This window comes from Wenyingzhuangia gracilariae (assembly GCF_056387575.1).
In genome coordinates, this window is the sequence record NZ_CM150748.1 from 3118480 (window position 1) to 3139977 (window position 21498).

General features: G+C 31.1%; 23 protein-coding genes. 9 read left to right on the forward strand and 14 right to left on the reverse strand.

All coding sequences use genetic code 11. The annotated features are described in order from the left end of the window. Positions 1–30 precede the first annotated feature (30 nt). Positions 31–1899, forward strand: a complete 1869-nt coding sequence (locus tag ACY2IJ_RS13690) for a hypothetical protein (protein ID WP_476724882.1) — start codon at positions 31–33, stop codon at positions 1897–1899. On the opposite strand, the gene ACY2IJ_RS13695 is transcribed toward ACY2IJ_RS13690, so the two are convergent. The 4 genes from ACY2IJ_RS13695 to pyrR are packed head-to-tail and all read right to left on the reverse strand — an operon-like array spanning position 1896 to position 4619. Then, on the reverse strand, positions 1896–2810 hold the full coding sequence (locus ACY2IJ_RS13695) for a ribonuclease Z (RefSeq protein ID WP_476724883.1): 915 nt from the start codon (positions 2808–2810) through the stop codon (positions 1896–1898). The genes ACY2IJ_RS13690 and ACY2IJ_RS13695 overlap by 4 nt on opposite strands. Next, the gene (locus ACY2IJ_RS13700) at positions 2810–3136 is read right to left on the reverse strand and encodes a hypothetical protein (protein WP_476724884.1); all 327 of its coding nucleotides are present in this window, start codon (positions 3134–3136) and stop codon (positions 2810–2812) included. Before ACY2IJ_RS13700 ends, ACY2IJ_RS13695 begins: the two co-directional genes overlap by 1 nt. Positions 3137–3140: 4 nt before the next feature. Continuing rightward, positions 3141–4070 (reverse strand): aspartate carbamoyltransferase catalytic subunit, encoded by a 930-nt coding sequence (locus ACY2IJ_RS13705; RefSeq protein ID WP_476724885.1) that lies wholly within the window; start codon positions 4068–4070, stop codon positions 3141–3143. Then, positions 4071–4619, reverse strand: a complete 549-nt coding sequence (gene pyrR / locus ACY2IJ_RS13710; RefSeq protein ID WP_476724886.1) for a bifunctional pyr operon transcriptional regulator/uracil phosphoribosyltransferase PyrR — start codon at positions 4617–4619, stop codon at positions 4071–4073. A 146-nt stretch (positions 4620–4765) separates the two neighbouring features. On the opposite strand from pyrR, the gene ACY2IJ_RS13715 reads away from it, so the two are divergent. The 8 genes from ACY2IJ_RS13715 (at position 4766) to ACY2IJ_RS13750 (ending at position 13149) form a co-directional block, all read left to right on the forward strand. After that, a complete protein-coding gene (locus ACY2IJ_RS13715) occupies positions 4766–6133 on the forward strand; it encodes a tetratricopeptide repeat protein (RefSeq protein WP_476724887.1) in 1368 nt (455 codons plus the stop codon). A 32-nt stretch (positions 6134–6165) separates the two neighbouring features. Next, entirely contained in the window at positions 6166–7089 is a 924-nt protein-coding gene (locus ACY2IJ_RS13720) for a polyprenyl-phosphate transporter (RefSeq protein WP_476724888.1), read from the forward strand. Positions 7090–7091: 2 nt separating this feature from the next. Further along, on the forward strand, positions 7092–8096 hold the full coding sequence (locus ACY2IJ_RS13725; RefSeq protein WP_476724889.1) for a DUF368 domain-containing protein: 1005 nt from the start codon (positions 7092–7094) through the stop codon (positions 8094–8096). A 1-nt stretch (position 8097) separates the two neighbouring features. Then, positions 8098–8841 (forward strand): shikimate dehydrogenase family protein, encoded by a 744-nt coding sequence (locus tag ACY2IJ_RS13730; protein WP_476724890.1) that lies wholly within the window; start codon positions 8098–8100, stop codon positions 8839–8841. 97 nt (positions 8842–8938) lie between these two features. Then, positions 8939–9328, forward strand: coding sequence for a hypothetical protein (locus tag ACY2IJ_RS13735; RefSeq protein WP_476724891.1), 390 nt, complete (start codon positions 8939–8941; stop codon positions 9326–9328). A 25-nt stretch (positions 9329–9353) separates the two neighbouring features. Then, entirely contained in the window at positions 9354–9941 is a 588-nt protein-coding gene (locus tag ACY2IJ_RS13740; protein WP_476724892.1) for a penicillin-binding protein activator LpoB, read from the forward strand. Positions 9942–10008: 67 nt separating this feature from the next. Further along, the gene (locus tag ACY2IJ_RS13745; RefSeq protein WP_476724893.1) at positions 10009–11397 is read left to right on the forward strand and encodes a COG3014 family protein; all 1389 of its coding nucleotides are present in this window, start codon (positions 10009–10011) and stop codon (positions 11395–11397) included. Between the two features lie 45 nt (positions 11398–11442). Further along, positions 11443–13149, forward strand: a complete 1707-nt coding sequence (locus ACY2IJ_RS13750) for a DUF349 domain-containing protein (protein ID WP_476724894.1) — start codon at positions 11443–11445, stop codon at positions 13147–13149. Between the two features lie 48 nt (positions 13150–13197). Here the strand turns inward: ACY2IJ_RS13750 and ACY2IJ_RS13755 are convergent, their stop codons facing one another. From ACY2IJ_RS13755 to ACY2IJ_RS13800, 10 genes are all read right to left on the reverse strand, one after another. Beyond that, the gene (locus ACY2IJ_RS13755) at positions 13198–13776 is read right to left on the reverse strand and encodes a Crp/Fnr family transcriptional regulator (RefSeq protein ID WP_476724895.1); all 579 of its coding nucleotides are present in this window, start codon (positions 13774–13776) and stop codon (positions 13198–13200) included. Between the two features lie 66 nt (positions 13777–13842). Further along, positions 13843–14157: a DUF6122 family protein gene (locus ACY2IJ_RS13760; protein ID WP_476724896.1), complete on the reverse strand. Its 315-nt coding sequence runs from the start codon at positions 14155–14157 to the stop codon at positions 13843–13845. After that, a complete protein-coding gene (locus ACY2IJ_RS13765) occupies positions 14144–14776 on the reverse strand; it encodes a WbqC family protein (RefSeq protein WP_476724897.1) in 633 nt (210 codons plus the stop codon). Before ACY2IJ_RS13765 ends, ACY2IJ_RS13760 begins: the two co-directional genes overlap by 14 nt. Position 14777: 1 nt before the next feature. Beyond that, positions 14778–16328, reverse strand: a complete 1551-nt coding sequence (gene lepB, locus ACY2IJ_RS13770; RefSeq protein ID WP_476724898.1) for a signal peptidase I — start codon at positions 16326–16328, stop codon at positions 14778–14780. Between the two features lie 16 nt (positions 16329–16344). Beyond that, a complete protein-coding gene (gene dapB, locus ACY2IJ_RS13775) occupies positions 16345–17046 on the reverse strand; it encodes a 4-hydroxy-tetrahydrodipicolinate reductase (protein ID WP_476724899.1) in 702 nt (233 codons plus the stop codon). Between the two features lie 2 nt (positions 17047–17048). Continuing rightward, positions 17049–17528 carry a DUF5683 domain-containing protein gene (locus ACY2IJ_RS13780; RefSeq protein ID WP_476724900.1) on the reverse strand — a complete coding sequence of 160 codons (480 nt, stop codon included), beginning with the start codon at positions 17526–17528 and terminating at the stop codon, positions 17049–17051. Between the two features lie 79 nt (positions 17529–17607). Next, positions 17608–18501: a ParB/RepB/Spo0J family partition protein gene (locus ACY2IJ_RS13785; protein WP_476724901.1), complete on the reverse strand. Its 894-nt coding sequence runs from the start codon at positions 18499–18501 to the stop codon at positions 17608–17610. Positions 18502–18505: 4 nt separating this feature from the next. After that, a complete protein-coding gene (locus ACY2IJ_RS13790; protein ID WP_476724902.1) occupies positions 18506–19267 on the reverse strand; it encodes a ParA family protein in 762 nt (253 codons plus the stop codon). A gap of 111 nt (positions 19268–19378) precedes the next feature. Further along, the gene (locus ACY2IJ_RS13795) at positions 19379–20845 is read right to left on the reverse strand and encodes an aminoacyl-histidine dipeptidase (RefSeq protein ID WP_476724903.1); all 1467 of its coding nucleotides are present in this window, start codon (positions 20843–20845) and stop codon (positions 19379–19381) included. Continuing rightward, entirely contained in the window at positions 20845–21474 is a 630-nt protein-coding gene (locus ACY2IJ_RS13800) for an NAD(P)H-dependent oxidoreductase (protein WP_476724904.1), read from the reverse strand. Before ACY2IJ_RS13800 ends, ACY2IJ_RS13795 begins: the two co-directional genes overlap by 1 nt. Positions 21475–21498: the final 24 nt, after the last annotated feature.

Genomic DNA, 21498 nt, shown 5'->3' on the forward strand with positions numbered 1-21498 from the left:
AAAATATAAATTACTAGTAAAAAAAGATAGATGAAAATAAATATTTCCAAAGCGATAAAACAGTTTTTCCCGAATCCGTCTTTGGATTTAGTTTACTTTGAAGCTATCGCTAATGCGTTAGATGCAAATGCTACAGAAATAATTTTAAAAATAGATATCCAATCGTTCGAAAATGCCAAATCTTTAAAAATTGAAATAACAGATAATGGAGGTGGTTTCAGTAATAGAGGATTTGATCGGTTTTGTGCTTTGTTGGAAACAGACTCGCCAGATAACAAGGGGTTAGGGCGTTTAGTGTTTTTGAATTATTTTAAAAAAGCCAGTTATGACTCATTTTCTCAAGATGCAAAAAGGATTTTTGTTCTAGATGATAATTTTGAAAATGAATTTGATAGAAGAACTACACTAGATACTTATGGAACAAAACTATTGTTATCTAACTGTAAGTTAAGTAGTATTAGGACTTATGACTACCTTAGAGCAGAATCACTTGCTAAGTCAATAGAATTACATTTTCTTCCAAGATTGTTTCTAATAAACAAATCAGAAAAAGAAGTAAATATAATTATTGAAGTTAATACTAATGTGCCAAATCCAGAAAAGAATTTTTATGAAGACAGAAAAATAATATCATCTAATAATTTACCTGAGTTAAAAAGCAAATTTTTTAAAATAGAGCAAACAGATTTGTATGCTAATTTCGAATTATTATATAAAGTTGAAAAGGATTACGAAAACTCCAATTTAATTATAGCTCTAAATGCTGATAATAGAACTATACCTATTTCAGATATTATATCAAAAGATAATATTCCACAAGGCTATAATTGTATATTTTTAATTCAATCAGATTATTTTAGAGGTAAGGTAGGTAATTCTAGGCAGAAGCTTGAATTAGAAAAGAATCAATTTAATGCTTTAAAGTACTCTATTATTCAAGAAGTAAAAACAATACTAGAGTTAGAGATACCTTCAATAATTGATAGAAATAAGAGTCAGAAAGATTTTCTTGATAAGAAGTATCCACATTTGGAAGGGTATTTTGATAATAATATTGCAGGTTTAGTTGATAAAAATAAGCTTCTTGAAAAAGCTCAAGAAAAGTTTTTTAAAGATCAAAAAGAAACACTAGAGGTGAATCATTTAACTGATTCGCTTTATAAAAAATCACTTGAAGTTTCTTCTCGTGTTCTTACAGAGTACATTCTGTATAGGAATTTGATAATTCAAAAATTAAAAAACACTAATTATAAGGACAGTGAGTCAGATATTCATGAGATGATTGTTCCAATGAGAGAAACATTTAGTTCTAAAACATATTTTACAGATTTATATAGAAATAATGCATGGTTGTTAGATGATAAATTTATGTCATATAATACTATTTTAAGTGATCAGGAACTTTCTAAATTAATAGATGAATTGAGAATTGAAGAAGAAGTTGAACAAGATAAATCAACAAGACCTGATATTTCGATAATTTTCAATGGTAATCCAGAAAGTCAAAAAGTTGATTTAGTAATTGTTGAGCTTAAAAAAAGAAAAGCAGGTCTTCACGAAAATGAGAAAGTAATAGGTCAAATTCAAAGACGTGCTAGAAGACTGCTAGAGTTTTATCCAAATAAAATTCAAAGAATGTGGTTTTATGGAATTGTTGATATAGATGATGATTTTGAACTTTATCTTGACTCTAATGAATACACCGAGATTTTTAGTGTTGGTAAAGCATTCTATAAAACTCAAAAAATTGTATACAAAGTTAATGATGAAAAATTTGAATGTCCAATAGGTATAACAATTCTTTCGTTTGATGCGTTTTTAGATGATGCAGAAAAGAGAAATGAAACATTTTTAAATATATTAAAAGAATCAATAAAAAAATCAAGTAAGAATGATTAAATAATAAACACCTTACCACTTTCCGCCAATTCCACATTTTCAAATTCCGTTTGGGCTTCCGTTTTAAACTGATTTAAATCACTGTATCTGCTAGAGTAGTGGCCTAAAATTAGTTTTTTAACCTCTGCTTGTTTGGCAATACTCCCTGCTTCCTTAGCTGTGCTGTGTTTGGTGCGTTGGGTTAAATTTTTTTTGTCTTCTAAAAAAGTAGATTCATGATACAACAAACTAACCCCTTTTATAATAGGAACAATATCGGGTTTGTAGGCAGTATCGCTACAAAAAGCATAACTTTTAGCAGGTTTGGGAGGTAGTGTTAAATCCTCATTTTCTAAAACGGTTCCATCTTGTTTGGTAAAGTCTTTTCCGTTTTTTAGATTGTGATAATCACAAATTTCTATTTCGGGTTCATGGATAATGTTCTCCATGTTCAGTTTTCTTTGTCCTTCTTTTTCTTGAAATAAAAAGCCATTGGTATATACCCTATGATCTAAAGGAATGGTGGTAACACTTATTTTTTTATCCTCAAAAATTACTATAGGTTCTGTGCTTTTTAACTCATGGAAAAGCAAGGGAAAAGCCGTCCAAGAATTAGACAGTTTTAATTGTAAAGTTATAATTTCTTTAATGCCTTTAGGGCCGTAAATATGTAGTTCGGTTCTACGGTCTAACAAACCAAATGTAGAAATTAAGCCCACCAAACCAAAAAAGTGATCTCCGTGCAAATGAGAAATAAAAATATGTTTAATTTTTGCAAAAGGAACTTTGTGTTGTCTTAACAAAACCTGTGTTCCTTCTCCGCAATCTATTAAAATATGTCTTTCGTTAATTTTTAGGTATTGAGCCGTAGGGTGTGCATTGGTTCTGGGTGTGGCTGAATGGCAGCCTAATATGGTTAGTTGAATTCCCATTAAAAACCTAAGTCTCTAGTCATTTCATCCATGTCTATAATGTCTTCTGCTTCTGTTAAGGTAGGCACTACATTTAGTTCTTCTTCAAAAGCATCGGCATCAAAACCAGAAGCTACAATGGCAAAAGATTGATTGTTTTCTGTATGAACTACAGCATATTCTTCTAAAGACTGAATTTCTTCTTCTTTTATAGCAATGTTAGAAAAATCTAACACTATGTTTTTGTTCTTTAAATCTGTAAACACATTAGAAAACTCTTTGTAAAAAGAGTTAAAATCTGTTTTAGCAGTAAGAAGAGTATATTTTTCGGATGAGGTAATCTCCATTCTATTATTTTTTAATTTTTGATGCTAACAAATAAATACAAGCCATTCTAATGGCTACACCATTTTCTACTTGGTTTAGTATAATTGCCTGATCAGAATCAGCAACATCAGAGGTAATTTCTACACCACGATTAATAGGACCAGGGTGCATAATGGTAACTTCTGAGTTAAGTGAATTTAGTAATTTTTTGTCAACACCATACAATTGGGTATATTCTCTTGTAGATGGGAAATATTTAATATCCATACGTTCGTTTTGTACACGTAACATATTGGCAACATCTGCCCATTCTAAAGCTTTTCTTAAATTGGTTTCTACACCAACACCTAAGCTTTCTATGTACTTAGGAATAAGAGTTACAGGTCCGCATACTTTTACTTCGGCACCTTGTAGTTTTAAAGCATAAATATTAGATAGTGCTACACGAGAGTGTAAAATATCTCCTACAATTACTACTTTTTTACCTGCTACATCTCCTAGTTTTTCTCTAATAGAAAAAGAATCTAGCAAAGCTTGTGTAGGGTGTTCGTGGGTTCCATCGCCTGCGTTAATAATTCGGGTGTCTACATGTTTGGCTAAAAACTCGTGAGCTCCAACATTGGGGTGTCTCATTACAATAATATCTACTTTCATAGACAATATATTGTTTACAGTATCTATTAAAGTTTCTCCTTTTTTAACAGAAGAACCCGATGCAGAAAAGTTAATAACATCTGCAGACAAACGTTTTTCTGCCAATTCAAAAGATAATTTAGTTCTTGTGCTGTTTTCAAAAAATAAATTAGCAATGGTTATATCTCTTAATGAAGGAACTTTTTTGATAGGTCTGTTGATCACTTCTTTAAAATGATCGGCCGTCTCAAAAATTAAATCGATATCTTCTTTTACTAGGTGTTTAATTCCTAATAAGTTTGGAACACTTAACGTCTTCATTTACTTGTCTTTCTTGTTAATAATATAAACGGCATCTTTAGTGGTGTCATCACTCCAGCTTACCAAAACTTTTTCTTCGTTAATTACATCTACAGTAGCACCTTTATAGTCTGGCTGAATAGGTAAATGTCTACTAAAACGTCTATCTATTAGCACTAAAAGCTCCACTTCTTTGGGTCTTCCGTATGATTGAATAGCGGTTAAAGCAGCATTTATACTTCTACCAGAAAATAAAACATCATCAATAAAAACTACTTTTTGATCTTCTACCAAAAAATTAATTTCAGTAGAGTTGGCATTCAAAGGTTCGTCTCTACGTCTAAAATCATCTCTGTAAAAAGTAATGTCTAACTTTCCTACTTTAATGTCTTTAACACCGTAATCGTTCTTAAGAATTGAAGCAATTCTTTCAGAAAAATAGGTTCCTCTAGGTTGTAGTCCTATTAAAACAGTATTAGAAAAATCACCGTGATTTTCAATTAATTGACAAGCCAATCTTTGAAGTATGATTTGAATTTTTTTTGAGTTTAGAAGTATTTTATCACTCATAAGGTCTAAGTAAATTAGTAGTACAAATATAGCTTTTTTGTTGATTAATTTGTTAAAAACATTTGATTCCACTTAGTGATAGAAACCTACTTTCTGTGTATTTTTATGTAAGATGAATAGCTTGTAGGCTACTAAAACCATAAAACATGATGTCATTATCTAAATTTGAGGAAATGCTAAAGACAAATGATGTGTATTTTTTTGATACAACTGAGTTTGAGGAGATTATCCATTATTATTTAGATGAAGGAAATACATCGATGGCTAAAAAAGCTGTTTTTTTAGCATTAGAACAGCATCCAGATTCTGCTGATATTAAATTAATTCAGGCAGAAATAATGGTGTTCGAAGATAAATTAGACGATGCCAAAACGTTGTTAGATAATTTAATGGCCATTTATCCGTCTAATGAAGAGGTGTATATTCAAATAGCCAATTTACATTCCAAAAAAGACAATCATACCGAGGCAATAAGGTTTTTAGAAATAGCCAAAGAATATACAGATGATTTGGCTGATGTTTCATCTTTGTTAGGAATGGAGTATTTGTATTTAGATGAATATGAGAAGTCTAGAACTCATTTTTCTATTTGTTTGGAAACAGATTTGGAAGATTATCAGGCTTTGTATAATATTATTTATTGTTACGAAATGGAATCTGCCCATAAAGAAGCCATTGAGTTTTTAAATAATTACATCAATAAAAATCCGTATTGCGAGGTTGCATGGCATCAAATAGGAAGACAATATTTTGTATTAAAAGATTACAAACAAGCACTAAAATCTTTTGATTATGCTGTGGTGATAGATGAATCTTTTATAGGAGGATATATAGAAAAAGCCAAAACATTAGAAAAACTAAATCGTTATGATGAGGCTATTAAAAATTACCAAATAACGTTAGATTTAGACGACCCTACAGCGTATGCTTATTTAAGAATTGGAGAATGCTATAAATACAAAGGAGATGCTGCCAAAGCAATTTATTTTTATAAAAAAGCATTGCACGAAGATCCTTTGTTAGACAAATGTTGGATGTTGTTAGCTGTTATTAGCAGTGAACAAAAAAGTTATGACAAAGCATTACATTATTTAAACAAAGCGATTGCCTTAGATGAAACCAATGTGGAATATTTGCGTTTTCAGGCAGATATTAATTTGCGATTGAATTTTTATGAAGAAGCAGCTGATACTTTGGAAAAATGTATAGAGTTAGGAGAGTCTGGAGTAGCTGTTTGGGTAACTTTGGCCGATATTTGGGTGCTTATAGGAGAGTACAACACCGCATTGCTTACTTTGATAAAAGCCAAAAAGCAACATCATAATTTTGCGGAAATAGAATATAGGTTGGCTTGTTTGTTTTACATTTCTGATCAAAAAAAGGAAGCCTTTTTACATTTAAAAACTGCTTTAACGTTAGATTTTGAATATCACTACACAGTGCAAGATTTGTATCCTACAGTTTTTAAAGATCCAGAAGTTGAAAGAATGATTTCAAACTTTTTGGAGAACTAGTTTTTAAATTTATTTTTGCCAAAACACTTTTAATGAAAAGATCACTTAAAGATTATGCCGTTATTTCTTTAAAAGGAATGGCAATGGGTGCTGCAGACGTAGTGCCTGGGGTTTCAGGAGGCACTATTGCTTTTATTTCTGGAATTTATGAAGAGTTGCTAACCACCATAAGTAACATCAACCTATCGTTGTTAAAAACATTAAAAGAAAAGGGACTAAAAGAAACTTGGAAACAAGCAAATGCTAACTTTTTAGTGGCTTTGTTATTAGGAGTTGCCATAAGTGTAGTTTCTTTGGCTAAAGGAATTTCTTTTTTATTGAGTACCCAACCTATTTTGGTATGGTCTTTCTTTTTTGGCCTAGTGTTGGCTAGTATTTTTTATGTAGGAAAACAAATTAGTAAGTGGAGATTTCAAGAGGTTATAGCTTTACTTATAGCAGGTGCAGTGGCCTATTGTATTACCATTGCAGAACCTTTGGTGAATGATGAGGCTTCTTATCTTTTTTTATTTTTAGCAGGAGCCCTAGCTATTTGTGCCATGATTTTGCCAGGAATTTCTGGAGCTTTTATTTTAGTGTTATTGGGAGCTTATGAAGCCATTCTTACAGCGGTTCATTCAAGAGATTTACAAGCTATTGTAATTGTAGGTTTAGGGTGTGTTGTTGGTTTGTTAAGTTTTTCTAGAGTGTTAAAATGGATGTTTCAGAATTATAAAAATTTAACATTAGCAGGCTTAACAGGTTTTATTATTGGTTCTTTAAATAAAATATGGCCATGGAAAGAAACCATAAGTACCAGAATTAATTCTAAAGGTATAGAAGTGCCTGTATTGCAAAATAGTATTTTACCTGCAAATTATACAGAAGATGCCCAGTTGACAGTAGCCATAACCTTAGCTGTAGTTGGTTTTCTATTAATTTTTGGATTAGAAAAATTAGCAAGTCATAAATCATAAACATGTTTCCAAAAGGAAGTTTACTGTATAGTTTGTTACTCTTTGTCAAAGGAATGTTGATGGGGATTGCAAACAAGGTACCAGGTGTTTCTGGCGGAGCAGTGGCTTATGTGTTAGACTTTTACAACGAATTGATTTATTCTTTTCAAAAAATTAATGCCAAAGCATTTGCCTTACTTTTTAATAGAGGTTTTAAGAGTTTTTTTACTTATATAAATGCTAGGTTTTTAGTGTTTATTGTGGCAGGTATAATAGTTAGTTATTTTACAGTTTCTAAATTATTAGATTATTTTTTAATACACAATGAACTAAATGTATGGTCTCTTTTTTTTGGAATGATTATAGGTTCTGGAATCTATTTAATTAAAAAATATGAAAACTGGCAACTAAAAAGTTACCTGTCTTTGTTTGTAGGAATTTTTATAGGGATTGCTATAAATTTTATAGAACCAAGCACAGAAAATCATAATTTATGGTTTGTGTTTTTGTGTGGAGTTATTGGTGTTTCTGGAATGACTATTCCTGGTTTGTCCGGATCTTATATCTTAATGTTAATGGGGAATTATGTGTTTTTATTAGTAGATACTGTAAATGTATTGTCTAAAGTACTAATGTCTCTATTGGCAGGAAATTGGGCCGTATTAGACGAACCATATCATCAGGAATATTTAATAATTATAGGGGTTTTTACCTTAGGATCTGTGTTCGGATTGATCTTTTTTTCTCAAATTTTGGCTTTTGTATTGGTAAAATGGGGAAAAATAGTAAATGCCTTAATTATTGGTTTTATAATAGGATCTTTAGGTACTGTTTGGCCATGGAAAAATAAGGTCTTTGCACAAAAAAATGGAGCTATAATATTAGACAAATTCAACAATAAAATAATTATTGGGTTCGATAAATTTTTTCCAGACTTAACACTGCATCAAAATTGGATAGCCGTAATATTTGTTGTTACAGGTGTTTTGTTAGTGCTTGGGATAGAACGTTTTTCAAAAATAAATTAAAATGAATAAAGTTACATTTGGATTGGTAGGAAGAGATATATCGTACTCTTTTTCTAGAGGATATTTTACAGAAAAGTTTACCAAAGAAGAAATAGAAGGACATGAGTATGTTAATTTTGATTTGCAAGATATTTCTTTGTTAAAAAAAGTGATAGAAGAAAAAGAAAATGGGCTAAAAGGATTAAATGTTACCATTCCTTACAAACAAGAAGTTCAGCAATTTTTAACTTCTATAGATAATGATGCCAAAGAAATAGGAGCTGTAAATACCATTAAAATAAACAATGATGGTACGGTGGTTGGTTACAATACCGATGTGTATGGTTTTCAAAACTCAATACTTCCTTTTATCAAACCTCACCATACAAAAGCTTTAATACTAGGAACAGGAGGGGCTTCTAAAGCGGTGGCTTATGCATTTAAAAAATTAGGTATAGCATATAAATTTGTGTCAAGAACAGCTACGGATACTGTTTTGGGGTATCATCAGTTGAATAAAGAAATTATAGAAGAGTACACTATTATTGTAAATTGTTCTCCGTTAGGTACATCTCCAAAAACAGAATTAAAACCAGATATTCCTTATCAATTTATCAACAATCAACATTTGTTGTTTGATTTGATATACAACCCATCGGAAACTACATTTTTACGTTTGGGAAGAGAGCAAGGAGCAGCTACCAAAAATGGGTTGCAAATGTTGGAGTTGCAAGCAGAAAAATCTTGGGAAATTTGGAATAGTTAATCAATTATAAAACATAGAATTTTGTGAATGTTCGCTAGAAAAAGTTTGGTATAATTTTGGTAACTTAGATGTGTATATCACATTAAAATATACCATTATGAAAAAAATAATATTCTCATTACTTTTTTTATTTGTTGCCATAGGGTTTTCTCAAAACAATAAAGATCAAAATCCCAACTATAAAGAAGCTTATCAAAAATATGCAACTGTTGCCAATGATTATATTAAGCAACAAGGAACAACAGCGCAACAAACCTATGTGGCTATAGACCCTATAGAGGAAAAAAGAATACGTAAAAAAATTCATAAAGACCATAGAGCTATGCGATCTTTGTGGAGACATGAAGAACGAATGGAAAGAGCTAAAAACACTCGTTATTACACACCCTATTATTCTTCTAGAGTTGCGGTTTATGGAGGAGTAAGTTATCCTTTTTACAGAAGCAGATTCGGAATTCGTTTTCCTATAAACAATTGTAGATTTTAATAAAAAACAAATCAATAAAATAAAAATGAAAAAAGTAATATTTACAACCCTTTTGGGGATGTTGGGTTTTTTAAGCATCACATCTTGTGCTAGAAAGATAATAAGGGTAGCTACTGATGAGCAAATTGATATTAGTGGAAGATGGAATGATACCGATGCAAGATTGTCTGCAGAAGCCTTAAGTAGCCAAATTGTAATGGGAGATTGGATTAATGAGTACAAAGCTGAAACAGGAAAAAAACCAACGGTTATTGTAGGTTTGGTAAGAAACAAATCTCATGAACATATAGATGCTGAATTGTTTACTATAGAAGTAGAAAAAGCGTTGGTAAAATACCAAAAAGCAAGAGTTGTTCAAGGAGGAGAAATGAGGAATGAATTAAGAGCAGAAAGAGCAGACCAACAAACCAATGCTTCTGTATCTACTATGAAAAAATTTGGTTTAGAAACAGGAGCTGATTTTATGTTGCAAGGAACTATTAACTCTGTTGTAGATGCTTTAAAAAAACAAAAAGTAGTTTATTATCAGGTAGACTTAACGTTAACCAATATTCAGACCAACGAAAAGGTTTGGTTTGGGGATAAAAAAATTAAGAAATACATAAAAAACTAAATAATAAATAAAGGTAAAAAGCTGCTTAGTAACTATACGCTAAGCAGTTTTTGTTTCTTTTAAGTTTATGAAAACGAAACAATTGAGTATACGTTTTTTTTATTTGATATTAATTTTATGTCAAATAAGCTGTGCCACCTACCATTCTTTAAGTCAAAAATATCAAAAAGAAATTGTAGCAGGCGAGTTTACAAATGCAATAGAAAGTATAGAAAAAAATAAATTTCTAAATAAAAAAAGAAATGAATTACTGTATTATTTAGAAAAAGGAAAAGTAGCTTATTTAAACGGAGAATATGAATTAAGTAATGAATTGTTTAATAAAGCAGATGTATTTATAGAAGATCAAAAGAAAAGCTTAGCTGCTGGGGTGTTGGGAGTAATTACCAATCCAGAAAAAACACCTTATAGAGCAGAAGACTTTGAGAAAGTTAGCATTCATTATTACAAAGCGTTAAATTATATTTTTTTAAAGTTGTATGATGAGGCTTTGGTAGAAGCTAAGAGAATTAATTTAGAACTTCAAAAAATAAACGATTCTTATCCGGCAGGTAAAAAAAATAGATATACTACAGATGCTTTTGCATTAAACTTACAAGGAATGTTGTACGAAGCAACAGGGAATTTAAACGATGCGTTTATATCTTACAGGAATGCAGTAGAGTTGTATTTAGAAAATAAAGGAACTTATTTTGGAGTGGCAATTCCAGAACAACTAAAAAAAGATGTTGTTAATACTGCGCATGCATTAGGTTTTGTACAAGAAGAAGAAAAATACAGCAAGTTATTTGGTATAAAAAACAATAAAAATATAGTAAGAGAAGGAGAACTTATAGTGTTTTGGGAAAATGGTTTAATTCCATATAAATCACAATCTTATTTTACCTTTGTGGCATTGCCAGGTAGCAATAATGGATTTGTAAACTTTAGCAATCAAGAGTTGGGAATTAATTTTCCTGTACCTACAAATTCAAACAGTACAAGTGTTTTAAATATAGCCTTCCCAAAATATCAAAATAGACAATCTTATTATACCAAAGGAAATATTATAGTGAACAATAGCTCTCACAAAAATTACTTTGAATTGATAGAAGATTATAAAACCATTGCATTTAAAACATTACAAGATAGAACACTAAGAGAAATTGGGAAAATTGCATTAAGAACTATAGCCAAAAAAGTATCGGAAAACGCAATAAAAAAACAAAACGAAGGATTAGGGGTTTTGGTAAGTTTGTTTAATGCAGCAACCGAAAAAACAGATACAAGAAATTGGCAAACGTTGCCCAATCAAATATTGTATAGTAGAATATCGTTGCCACAAAAAGACAATAAAATAAAAATAGAGGTAAATTCTATACAAGGAATGCCTGTAACAAAGGAATTTAACGTTAAGGCAACAAATAATATTCAGTTTTTAAACTATATTACTCCCCAAATTATATTGCCTAATTAATAGTATTTTTTAGCTTTAACAAATTAAACAATTACAACAATAGAAATGGATAAAGAAATTCAATCAGTAGATTATAAAACAATGTCGTTAGAGGCTTTAGTAGATAGATTGAAAACAATTCTTAGTGAAAAACCAATACAAGACATCAAGGAAGAAGCAAATGCCATAAGAGCATCTTTTTACTTACAGTATAATGAGTTGGTAGAAAAAGCAAAAGAAGCCTTTGTTAATGATGGAGGTAATGAGATAGATTTTGAATTTTCGCAACCAGTTCAAGTAGAATTTAAAACACTTTGGAAAGCATATATAGAAAAGAAAAATGCACATCATCAACAAATAACTCAAAGCTTAAAAGACAATTTAGCTAAAAGAGAAGCTGTTATAGAAGGAATAAAAGTATTGATAGAAAAAAATGATGTATCAAGTTCTTATAAAGAATTTCAACAACTACTATCAGATTGGAAAGAAATAGGAGCTGTATCTTCAGATAAATATCAAGAAACTTGGGGGAATTATCACCTATATGTAGAACAGTTTTATGATTTGTTACATTTAAACAATGATTTAAGATCTATTGATTTTAAACACAATTTAGAAGCAAAACAACAAATAATAGAAAAAGCCAAAGAACTATTAAATCATACAGATATACAATTTGCTTTTAATGAATTGCAGGTGTTGCATAAAATTTGGAAAGAAGATACAGGGCCTGTAGCTAAAGAACATAGAGAACCTGTTTGGCAAGAATTTTCAGAAATAACCAATGCAATTCATAACAAAAAATCAGAATATTTTGAAAAGCTAAAGAAAGAAGAAGAAGCAAATTATTTAAAGAAAGTAGCTAAAATACAAGAATTAGAAAATTTTGATTTTAGCAATAATAAAACTTTTGGAGATTGGAAAAAAAGCATTGATGCTTTTGATCAATTAAAAGAAGAATTTTTAGCGATAGGTAAAATTCCAAAAAATAAAACCAATCAAGTTTGGGAAGGATTTAAAGCATCTACCAAAGCTTTTAATACGGCTAAAAACGATTTTTTTAAAGAAAGTAAAAAGCAACATAACGAAGCATTGGCACAGAAAAAAGCTTTGATTGAAGAGGCTTTAAAATGGAGAGATTCTGATGATTTGGTAAAAGCGACAGAGGCTTTTAAAAGAATTCAGGCAGAGTGGAAAAGAGTGGGTTTTGTACCTAGAAAACAAGCAGATGCTTTATGGAAAGAGTTTAAAAGTATTTGCGATGCTTATTTTGATAAGTTAAATACATTTAAAAAAGAAGGAACACCAGAGCAGCAAGAAAATTACGATAGTAAAGTTAAGTTTTTAGAGGTAATAACTAATGGAGATATTACTGAAGAAAACATAAATGAAATTCTAAAAACTTGGGTGCAAATAGGTATAGTTCCTCCCCAAAAAAATAGCATAGACCAAGATATACAAACATACATTCTAAAGAGTTTACCATTACAAAAAGAAGAGTTGGCTACTGAATATTATAAATATCAGGTAAAGTTGGCTTATTGGTCTGCAATAGAAAGTAAAAAGTTACAGGATGAACAAAATAACTTAAGAAAAGAAGTTGATACTGTAAATAAAGATTTAAAACAGTTGGAAAATAACTTAGGTTTTGTTTCAGGAGGAAAAAAAGGAAATCCTTTGTTAGAAGTTGTTTTAAAGTCAATAGAAAAAGAAAAAAACAAATTAAAGTTAGCTAAAAAGAAGTTAAAATATTTAAGGAGCGTACAGCAGTAATAAGAAATACAGAATAAAAAAAAGAGAAGCTTTTAGCTTCTCTTTTTTTTATTCTGTTAACAATTTTTTTCGAATTCTACTTAGCTGAATAGGAGTAATACCTAAATGAGAAGCAATATGATATTGAGGAATTAATTGATCAATATTCTTAATTCGTTTTCTTAAGATTAAGTACCTTTCGGTAGCATCTTTAGATAAAACGTCTATAAATGCTTCTTCTAATTTGGTATACTCTATTTCTAAAGCCCTATACATAAATTCGCTAAACTCTACACTTTCTTGTCTAAATTTAGTTAAATCGTCTTCTTTAACTTCTACAATCAAACAGTCTGTTAAACATTGACAAGCAATTTTAGCAGGTGTTTTGTCTATTGCCGATTTTAATGAAGTGGCCATGTTACCTGAACAGGTAATAGATTTATTTATTTCTTGAGAATCTGGAGTTTCTTTCATGTACGTTCTTGTTATTCCGTTAAGAATAAAAAAAACTTTATCATTAATACTTCCTAATTCGCATAAATGATCTCCTGATTTGTAAGGAACTACCGAGGATATACTCAGTAGTTTTTGAAAATCTTCATTAGACAGTGGGTAGATGTCTTTGATGAAATTGATTAATATTTCCATTAATGTATGTTGTTAAAGGTGGTGTACTTACTAACAAATGTAAGTATTTGTTTAGTAAAAAAATAGTTATTTAAGTAAACAATCTGTTAAATCTGTTAATAAATGAAAAAGTATTCCAATGGCTACAAGCCTTGTTTTTTTAGGTATTAACATTATAAAATAGATATATATTATGGGAAAACTATGCAACGGATGAAATTGAATACTACATCTATTGGTATCAAATATTGGTGTTGCTATTAGGTGGTCTAAATCTATTAGCATAGTACTTATTAAAAGTATCCAATTTTTTTTCCAATTTTTTGGGTTATATACATAAGCAATAATTCCTGGTGCTAAAAAATGCATTCCATAGTGTATGAAAAAACTAACAGAAAACATTTTTTAAATTTAATTTTTCTAAATAAGTAATGGCACTGGGTCCTTCCATAAAAATAAGGTCTAAAATACTTAGGTTAGGAATAAAACCATGTTTGTCATCAAATACTTGAATGTATTTATCAAAATTAATACCCAATTCACCTTTTGAATGAATCCAATCTCTTAAGTCAACACCCTCTAAATTTATTGCATATGCTTTGCTGTTTTTAGTAGGAATGTTTTCTTGTAAGGCATCCATTACAAATTGGTGACAAGCATTGTGTAGGTCTGACAAATAGGTGTATTTTGTTTCTAAGATTGTATGTAAATCATGCTCGTAAAATTCAAAAAAAGGTGAGGAACTATATGCTGATTTTAAAGATCTTAAATGCAGTTTTTGCCAATCCTCTGCATAGTTAATTTCTACGTTAGGTGTTATAGTCTTTATCTCTTTACTTTTGTTTACAGGAACATTTAATAACAACTTACCGTTGGCAGCATAAATGTAGCAACGTGTCCTGTAAGTTTGCTTGGTAAAATGATCGTGGAGTTCAAACGTAGTACTTTTTGACTGTACAATAGCAGCGTATTGTGCAATTGGTGCAAAATACGCTGGTTGAACAATAATATTTTTTGACATATTATTTTTTTCTTCTTTTGTAAACTTCTTTTCCTAAGTAATAAAGACCAAGAAAAACAATAAAATATAGAAAATAAGATTTAGGTTCTCCATCTCCATGCACAGTAGTAAACATTCTGTCCCAACGTATTTTTTTATTAATAGCGGTTTGGTTTTGGTCTAAACTCATCCAAATAAATACAGGTTTTCCTACTACATGGTCAAAAGGGGTGTATCCCCAATAACGTGCATCTAGTGAGCGTTGGCGGTTGTCTCCCATCATCCAAAAATAATCTTGTTTAAAAGTATAGGTATGGGTTTCTTTTCCGTTAATGTAATATTTTCCGTTTTTAATTTCAAAGTCATTGTTTTCGTATTCCGAAATAATTCTTTTGTAAAAAGGAATAGATTTTTTATCTAAAACAACTTGATCTCCTTTAGCAGGAATGTATATAGGTCCGTAATTGTCTTGACTCCAAGCGTATTGTGGATCATGTGGAAAAATACTAGGGTCATAAGTCCCTTTAGGATCTATGCTTCTTTTAATAGAAATAACCTTAGGGTCTTTTTGCATTAACAAAGCATGTTCATTGTCTAGATTTATGTAATATTTTGTTCTTTCTCTATTTAGTACAGAGGCTTCATCAGGATTTACATTGTAGGTGTATACAATTTCATCTCTAGTAAAAGGTTTGTTAGTGTCTACATAATAATTAAATTGAGGCTTGGCTCTATCTGGTAAAACGGTTTGTTTTCCGTTAATAAAAATATAACCATTTCTAACTTCTAAACTATCTCCAGGTACACCTACGGCACGTTTTACATAGTTGGTTTTTTTATCTATAGGTTTGTAGGTAAATTTTCCAGAGTTGTCTCCCCACATTAAGGCAAGGGAGTCCGATGGCCAGTTAAAAACCACAATTTCATTTCTTTTTACTTTCTGAAAACCAGGAAGTCTAAAGTAAGGCAGTTCAATTCCTTTAATGTAAGAACGCAATCCTGTACCAGGTATAGAATCATGCACCATAGGTAGGGCAATTGGACTTATAGGTGTTTTTGCACCGTAATGAAATTTACTAACAAATAAAAAGTCACCAATTAATAAAGATTTTTCTAAAGATGATGTTGGAATGGTAAAAGGTTGCATTATGTAGGTGTGTACAAATGTTGCAGCAGCTACAGCAAAGGTAATAGAGCTTACCCATTCTCCTGTTTTACTTGGTGGTTTAATGCTTCTATTTTCATTGTATTTTAACTTATCAAAAACAACATAGTTTAAGTAAAAATTATAAAATCCTAAAGATAAAATGGCCAACCAAGTATCTTTGGTGTCAAATTTTCTAAAACTTCTAGCTATTTCTACCCAAATAACAGGGAAAATTAACAAATTAATTACTGGAATAAATAAAATGATGACCCACCATTTTGGACGTTTTATAATGTCCATTAACACAATGGCATTGTATACAGGAATGGCTGCTTGCCATGCTTGTTTACCTGCTTTTTTATATAGTTTCCAAGTACCTGCAAAGTGTAATACTTGTACTAGTATAAAGAATAATATCCAGTTCATTTCTTTTATTTTGTAATTATAAACCTAGTACGTCTCTCATAGAGAATACTCCTTTTTTATCTACCAACCATTCTGCTGCAATAACGGCTCCTAAAGCAAATCCTTGGCGGTTATGTGCTGTGTGCGTTATTTCTATACTGTCTACTTCTGATGTATAGTTTACGGTGTGTGTACCTGGAACTTCTGGGCTACGAATGGCTTTGATAGGAATGTTTAATTCATCTGTAGCTTTGTCAACTTCCCAACCTTTGTATTTGGTGTTTTCAATAACTCCTTCGGCCAAAGTGATAGCTGTACCACTAGGTTCGTCTAATTTTTGTTTGTGATGAATTTCTTCCATAGTAACGTTGTACTGAGATAAGTTCTTCATCATTTTTGCCAAATGTTGGTTCAACTCAAAAAAGATATTTACACCTAAGCTGTAGTTAGAAGCATATATAAATCCTCCATTTTTTTGTTCACACAATTCCACCATATTGTTATAATCTGCCAACCATCCTGTGGTTCCAGATACTACAGGAACTCCGTTGTTAAAGCAGTTAGAAATGTTTTGAACAGCAACAGTAGGAATACTAAAATCAATAGCAATATCTGCTAATGTAATGTCATATTCTTTGGTGTTTTCGTCAACAATTACTACGATTTCATGACCTCTATTAACAGCTATTTTTTCAATAGTCTGTCCCATCTTTCCATATCCTAATAATGCTATTTTCATGTTTAAAAATTTAAATTTAAAGACAACCCTACATAATTTTTTTTAGATGATGGTTCTTGCATCAATTGAGGGTCGAATGTTATATTGTCTGATATATTAAATTGTAGCAAGTGTGCATCTATACTTGCTTCTAATATTTGTAACGCATACAAACCTACAAAAGTTAACAAAGATGTATCTCTGTTTCTTCTTAAAATTTGTTGTGCACTTTCTAAGCTTTCGGTAGAAAATGTATTAATGAATTCATCGGTTTTACCGGCTTGTCTTTGTTTAAAAGCAGTTCGGTATCTTTTGTAGCTTCTGTTGTTAATACTGTAGTAGTACAAGCTACTAGCTAAAGCTCCATATACAATAGGTATTTTCCAATAACGACCATTATATGCTTGTCCTAAGCCTGGAATTACAGCAGAATAAAAAGCAGCTTTTGCAGGAGACAAAGGATTAAAACTATCTTGATCTTCTAAAAAAGCTTTGCTATCCATAGATAAACTTCCTTCTTTTATTTCTTGACTATAAGATAGATGAAAGCATAGTGTTAGTAACAGTAATATGAAAGAACGATTATTCACTTAGATTTAAAATGGCTTTAATTTGATTAAATTCTTTTTCGGAGTTAAAAGAAATAGAAATTTTACCTTTTCCTTTTTCATTGGCAGTAATAGCCACTTTTTGTCCAAAAAAACGATTGAAAGTTTGTTCGTTGTCTTTTATAAAAGTAGGAACACTAGGAGCTGTTTTGGGAGCTTTGTTCTGTTTTATTTGTGCTACTAATGCTTCGGTTTGTCTTACAGACAGTCCGTCTTTTAGTATTTTTTCGTAAATCTCTAATTGCTTTAAACTATTGTCTAAATTAATTAAAGCTCTACCATGTCCCATGCTTACAAAACCATCTCTCATTCCTGTTTGAATAATAGGGTCTAGTTTTAACAAGCGTAAATAATTGGTAACTGTAGATCTTTTTTTACCTACACGTCCTCCTAATTCCTCTTGGGTTAAGTTAATTTCATCTATTAATCTTTGATATGATAAAGCTACCTCTATAGGGTCTAAGTTTTTACGTTGAATGTTTTCTACCAAGGCCATTTCTAGCATTTCTTGGTCATTAGCTAAACGTATGTATGCAGGAATTGTTGTATTTCCTATTAATTTAGAAGCTCTAAATCTTCGTTCTCCAGAAACTAATTGAAATTTATCGTTTTCTAAACGTCTAACAGTTATGGGTTGTATTACTCCCAAAACTTTAATAGATTCTCCTAACTCTTTTAAAGCTTCTTCATCAAAAAAAGTTCTAGGTTGAAAAGGGTTGACTTCAATTTGTTCTAGCTCTAATTCTATAATGCTTCCAATAATTTCAGTAGCTTTTTCATGATTAGCACTACGAACACTCATGTCATTTTCTTTCAATAATGCAGAAAGACCTCTACCTAAAGCTTGTTTTTTTGTTGCTTTTGCCATATGTTTAATTCTTTGTAATCACTTCGTGAGCAAGGTTAATATAGTTTACGGCACCTCTACTTGTAGCATCGTATGCAATAATACTTTCTCCGTAACTTGGAGCTTCTCCTAAACGAATGTTACGTTGTATAATGGTTTCAAAAACCATGTCACTAAAGTGTTTTTTAACTTCTTCTACTACCTGATTAGAGAGTCTTAGTCTAGAATCATACATGGTTAGTAAAAGCCCTTCTATGTCTAGTGAAGGGTTGTGTATTTTTTGAACACTTTTAATGGTGTTTAATAATTTTCCGAGTCCTTCCAGTGCAAAATATTCACACTGAATAGGAATAATAACAGAATCGGCAGCTGTTAATGAGTTTAAGGTGATTAAACCTAAGGAAGGAGCACAATCTATAATAATAAAATCATACAAATCTTTAATAGGTTTAAGCACATCTTTTAACATATATTCTCTATTTTCTTTGTCAACCAATTCAATTTCAATAGCCACCAAATCTATATGAGCGGGTATGATATCAACATTAGGAGAATTGGTTTTTACAATAGCTTCTTGTGCCGTGCAAGTATGTTCTAAAATTTCGTAAGTTCCTTTTTCAACGGTTTCAATATCTATACCTAAACCAGAGGTTGCATTGGCTTGGGGATCGGCATCAATAATTAAGACCTTCTTTTCTAGAACTCCTAATGAGGCTGCTAAATTTACCGAAGTAGTAGTTTTTCCAACTCCTCCTTTTTGATTGGCAATGGCAATAATTTTTCCCATGAATACATCTAGTTTATGTTGCTCGTAAAAGTACAATTATTTGTGTGTAACTAAAAGTTAAGATATTAACAATTATGATACCAAACAATGTGTTTTTTTGTAGGTTTTCTATTATGATTTAATGTTTTTTTCGGGAATGTTTTTTAGAATTTCCGTTAAAAATTTCCAAAATTTTTGAGTTGATGAAATAGAAGCTCTTTCATCTGGAGAATGGGCTCCTCTAATGGTAGGTCCAAAAGAAACCATTTCCATGTTAGGGTAGGGTTGTCCTATAATACCACACTCTAGGCCTGCATGACAAGCGTTTACATGAGGTTCTTCTTTAAATAAATCTTTATAAAGAGAGGTCATTACTTCTAAAATACTTGCATTTGGATTGGGTTGCCAACCAGGATAAGTTCCATCTGTAACAACTGTAAAACCTCCTAAACTAAACGTAGCGGTTAGTTTGTTCACCAAATCAAACTTTTCACTTTCTATAGAAGATCTTGTTAAACAAGCAAGGGTTATGTTTCCGTTGTTAACATTTACAGAAGCTAAGTTGTTAGAGGTTGCTACCAAATCTGTAATACTAGGATCCATAGTGTATACTCCGTTATGGCAAGCGTATAAGGTGTGGATTAAGTTAAATTGTGTGGTAGCATCTAAACCTGTTTCAAAACTTTCTGATGAACTTAGTAAAATGGTTAAGTTTTCTTCTTTTACCAACCATTCTTTCTGAATATTTTTTGCAATTGTATCAAATGTTTCTTGAGTGTTTTGATGATTTTCTATGGCAATAAAACAATTTGCTTCTCTGGGAATTGCATTTCTAAGTCCACCTCCTTGTAAAGAAATTAGTTGAAACTTAATGTCCTTTTGCAATTCAAATAAAACTCTTGTTAAAATTTTATTGGCATTTCCTAATCCTTTATGAATTTCCACTCCAGAGTGTCCTCCTTTTAATCCGTTTACGGTAATTTTATAAAAAGAACTGTTTTGGTTTACTGAGCTAGGTGTGTAGGTTTTTGTAGCGGTAACATCAACACCTCCTGCACAACCAATAGTAATTTCATTATCTTCCTCGGTATCTAAATTTAACAGAATATCACCAGAAATAAAACCTGGTTGCAATTCAAAAGCACCGGTCATACCTGTTTCCTCATCAATGGTAAATAAGGCTTCTAGTTCCGGATGTTTAATGCTATTATCTGCTAGCAAACTCATAATGGCTGCTACTCCTAAACCATTGTCTGCACCTAAGGTAGTTCCTTTTGCTTTTACCCAATCACCCTCTACATATATTTCAATTCCTTGAGTGTCAAAATCAAAAACGGTATGGTTGTTTTTTTGATGTACCATGTCTAAATGCGATTGCAAAGTCACCTTTTTTCTGTTCTCAAATCCAACAGAAGCAGGTTTTTTAATCAATACATTTAAGGCTTTGTCTTGCGTGGTTTCTAAACCTAATTTTTGTCCAAAAGAAACCATAAAATCAGAAATGGCTTGTTCTTTTTTAGAAGCTCTAGGAATTGCGTTAATGGAATTAAAATGAGCCCAAATTTCTTTAGGCTCTATGTGTGATAGTGGGTTGTTCATTAGATTTCTATAATTATTTCTGATAAAGGTTTTCGCACCTTTTTTTCTTTGGCCATAAAATCATCTTCTGCTCTAAAACCAACAGGTAGCAATAATGCAGATTTTAGGTTTTTAGATTCTAGGTCAAGTACTTCATCAATTTTAGAAGGAACAAAACCTTCCATAGGGCAAGAGTCTATTTTTTCTAAAGCACAAACAGTTAATAAATTTCCTAAGGCAATGTAGGTTTGTTTGGCAAAAGATGCGTGTTTGTCTTTGGTACTTTTACTATCAAAATCGTTAATTAAAAAATCTCTAAAAGGTTTAATAGTTTCTTCAGGAGTTTTTCGTTCACTAATAACTCTATCAAAGTAGTTCGCAACATCTTTTCCGTCAAAATGGTTTGGATAACATAGCACTAAAAGGTGAGAAGCATCGGCTACTTGCCTTTGGTTAAACGCGTGTGGAACTAACTGCTCTCTTAACTCTTGATTTTCTACAATTACCAAACTTAAGGCTTGTAAACCGTAGGATGTAGCTGTTAAGTTAAAGGCTTCTTTTATTAATTGCAATTGTTGTTTGGATAGTTTTTTGGTGCTATCAAATTTTTTGGTTGCATATCGCCACTGAAGGCTTTCTATTATATTCATGTGAAAAATCTTGTGTATAGGCAA

Bases quoted from the DNA above. Each gene is read 5' to 3' on its own strand.
- ACY2IJ_RS13690 (WP_476724882.1), top strand. From the start codon at position 31: ATGAAAATAAATATTTCCAAAGCGATAAAACAGTTTTTCCCGAATCCG.
- ACY2IJ_RS13695 (WP_476724883.1), bottom strand. From the start codon at position 2,810: ATGGGAATTCAACTAACCATATTAGGCTGCCATTCAGCCACACCCAGA.
- ACY2IJ_RS13700 (WP_476724884.1), bottom strand. From the start codon at position 3,136: ATGGAGATTACCTCATCCGAAAAATATACTCTTCTTACTGCTAAAACA.
- ACY2IJ_RS13705 (WP_476724885.1), bottom strand. From the start codon at position 4,070: ATGAAGACGTTAAGTGTTCCAAACTTATTAGGAATTAAACACCTAGTA.
- pyrR (WP_476724886.1), bottom strand. From the start codon at position 4,619: ATGAGTGATAAAATACTTCTAAACTCAAAAAAAATTCAAATCATACTT.
- ACY2IJ_RS13715 (WP_476724887.1), top strand. From the start codon at position 4,766: ATGATGTCATTATCTAAATTTGAGGAAATGCTAAAGACAAATGATGTG.
- ACY2IJ_RS13720 (WP_476724888.1), top strand. From the start codon at position 6,166: ATGAAAAGATCACTTAAAGATTATGCCGTTATTTCTTTAAAAGGAATG.
- ACY2IJ_RS13725 (WP_476724889.1), top strand. From the start codon at position 7,092: ATGTTTCCAAAAGGAAGTTTACTGTATAGTTTGTTACTCTTTGTCAAA.
- ACY2IJ_RS13730 (WP_476724890.1), top strand. From the start codon at position 8,098: ATGAATAAAGTTACATTTGGATTGGTAGGAAGAGATATATCGTACTCT.
- ACY2IJ_RS13735 (WP_476724891.1), top strand. From the start codon at position 8,939: ATGAAAAAAATAATATTCTCATTACTTTTTTTATTTGTTGCCATAGGG.
- ACY2IJ_RS13740 (WP_476724892.1), top strand. From the start codon at position 9,354: ATGAAAAAAGTAATATTTACAACCCTTTTGGGGATGTTGGGTTTTTTA.
- ACY2IJ_RS13745 (WP_476724893.1), top strand. From the start codon at position 10,009: ATGAAAACGAAACAATTGAGTATACGTTTTTTTTATTTGATATTAATT.
- ACY2IJ_RS13750 (WP_476724894.1), top strand. From the start codon at position 11,443: ATGGATAAAGAAATTCAATCAGTAGATTATAAAACAATGTCGTTAGAG.
- ACY2IJ_RS13755 (WP_476724895.1), bottom strand. From the start codon at position 13,776: ATGGAAATATTAATCAATTTCATCAAAGACATCTACCCACTGTCTAAT.
- ACY2IJ_RS13760 (WP_476724896.1), bottom strand. From the start codon at position 14,157: ATGTTTTCTGTTAGTTTTTTCATACACTATGGAATGCATTTTTTAGCA.
- ACY2IJ_RS13765 (WP_476724897.1), bottom strand. From the start codon at position 14,776: ATGTCAAAAAATATTATTGTTCAACCAGCGTATTTTGCACCAATTGCA.
- lepB (WP_476724898.1), bottom strand. From the start codon at position 16,328: ATGAACTGGATATTATTCTTTATACTAGTACAAGTATTACACTTTGCA.
- dapB (WP_476724899.1), bottom strand. From the start codon at position 17,046: ATGAAAATAGCATTATTAGGATATGGAAAGATGGGACAGACTATTGAA.
- ACY2IJ_RS13780 (WP_476724900.1), bottom strand. From the start codon at position 17,528: ATGGATAGCAAAGCTTTTTTAGAAGATCAAGATAGTTTTAATCCTTTG.
- ACY2IJ_RS13785 (WP_476724901.1), bottom strand. From the start codon at position 18,501: ATGGCAAAAGCAACAAAAAAACAAGCTTTAGGTAGAGGTCTTTCTGCA.
- ACY2IJ_RS13790 (WP_476724902.1), bottom strand. From the start codon at position 19,267: ATGGGAAAAATTATTGCCATTGCCAATCAAAAAGGAGGAGTTGGAAAA.
- ACY2IJ_RS13795 (WP_476724903.1), bottom strand. From the start codon at position 20,845: ATGAACAACCCACTATCACACATAGAGCCTAAAGAAATTTGGGCTCAT.
- ACY2IJ_RS13800 (WP_476724904.1), bottom strand. From the start codon at position 21,474: ATGAATATAATAGAAAGCCTTCAGTGGCGATATGCAACCAAAAAATTT.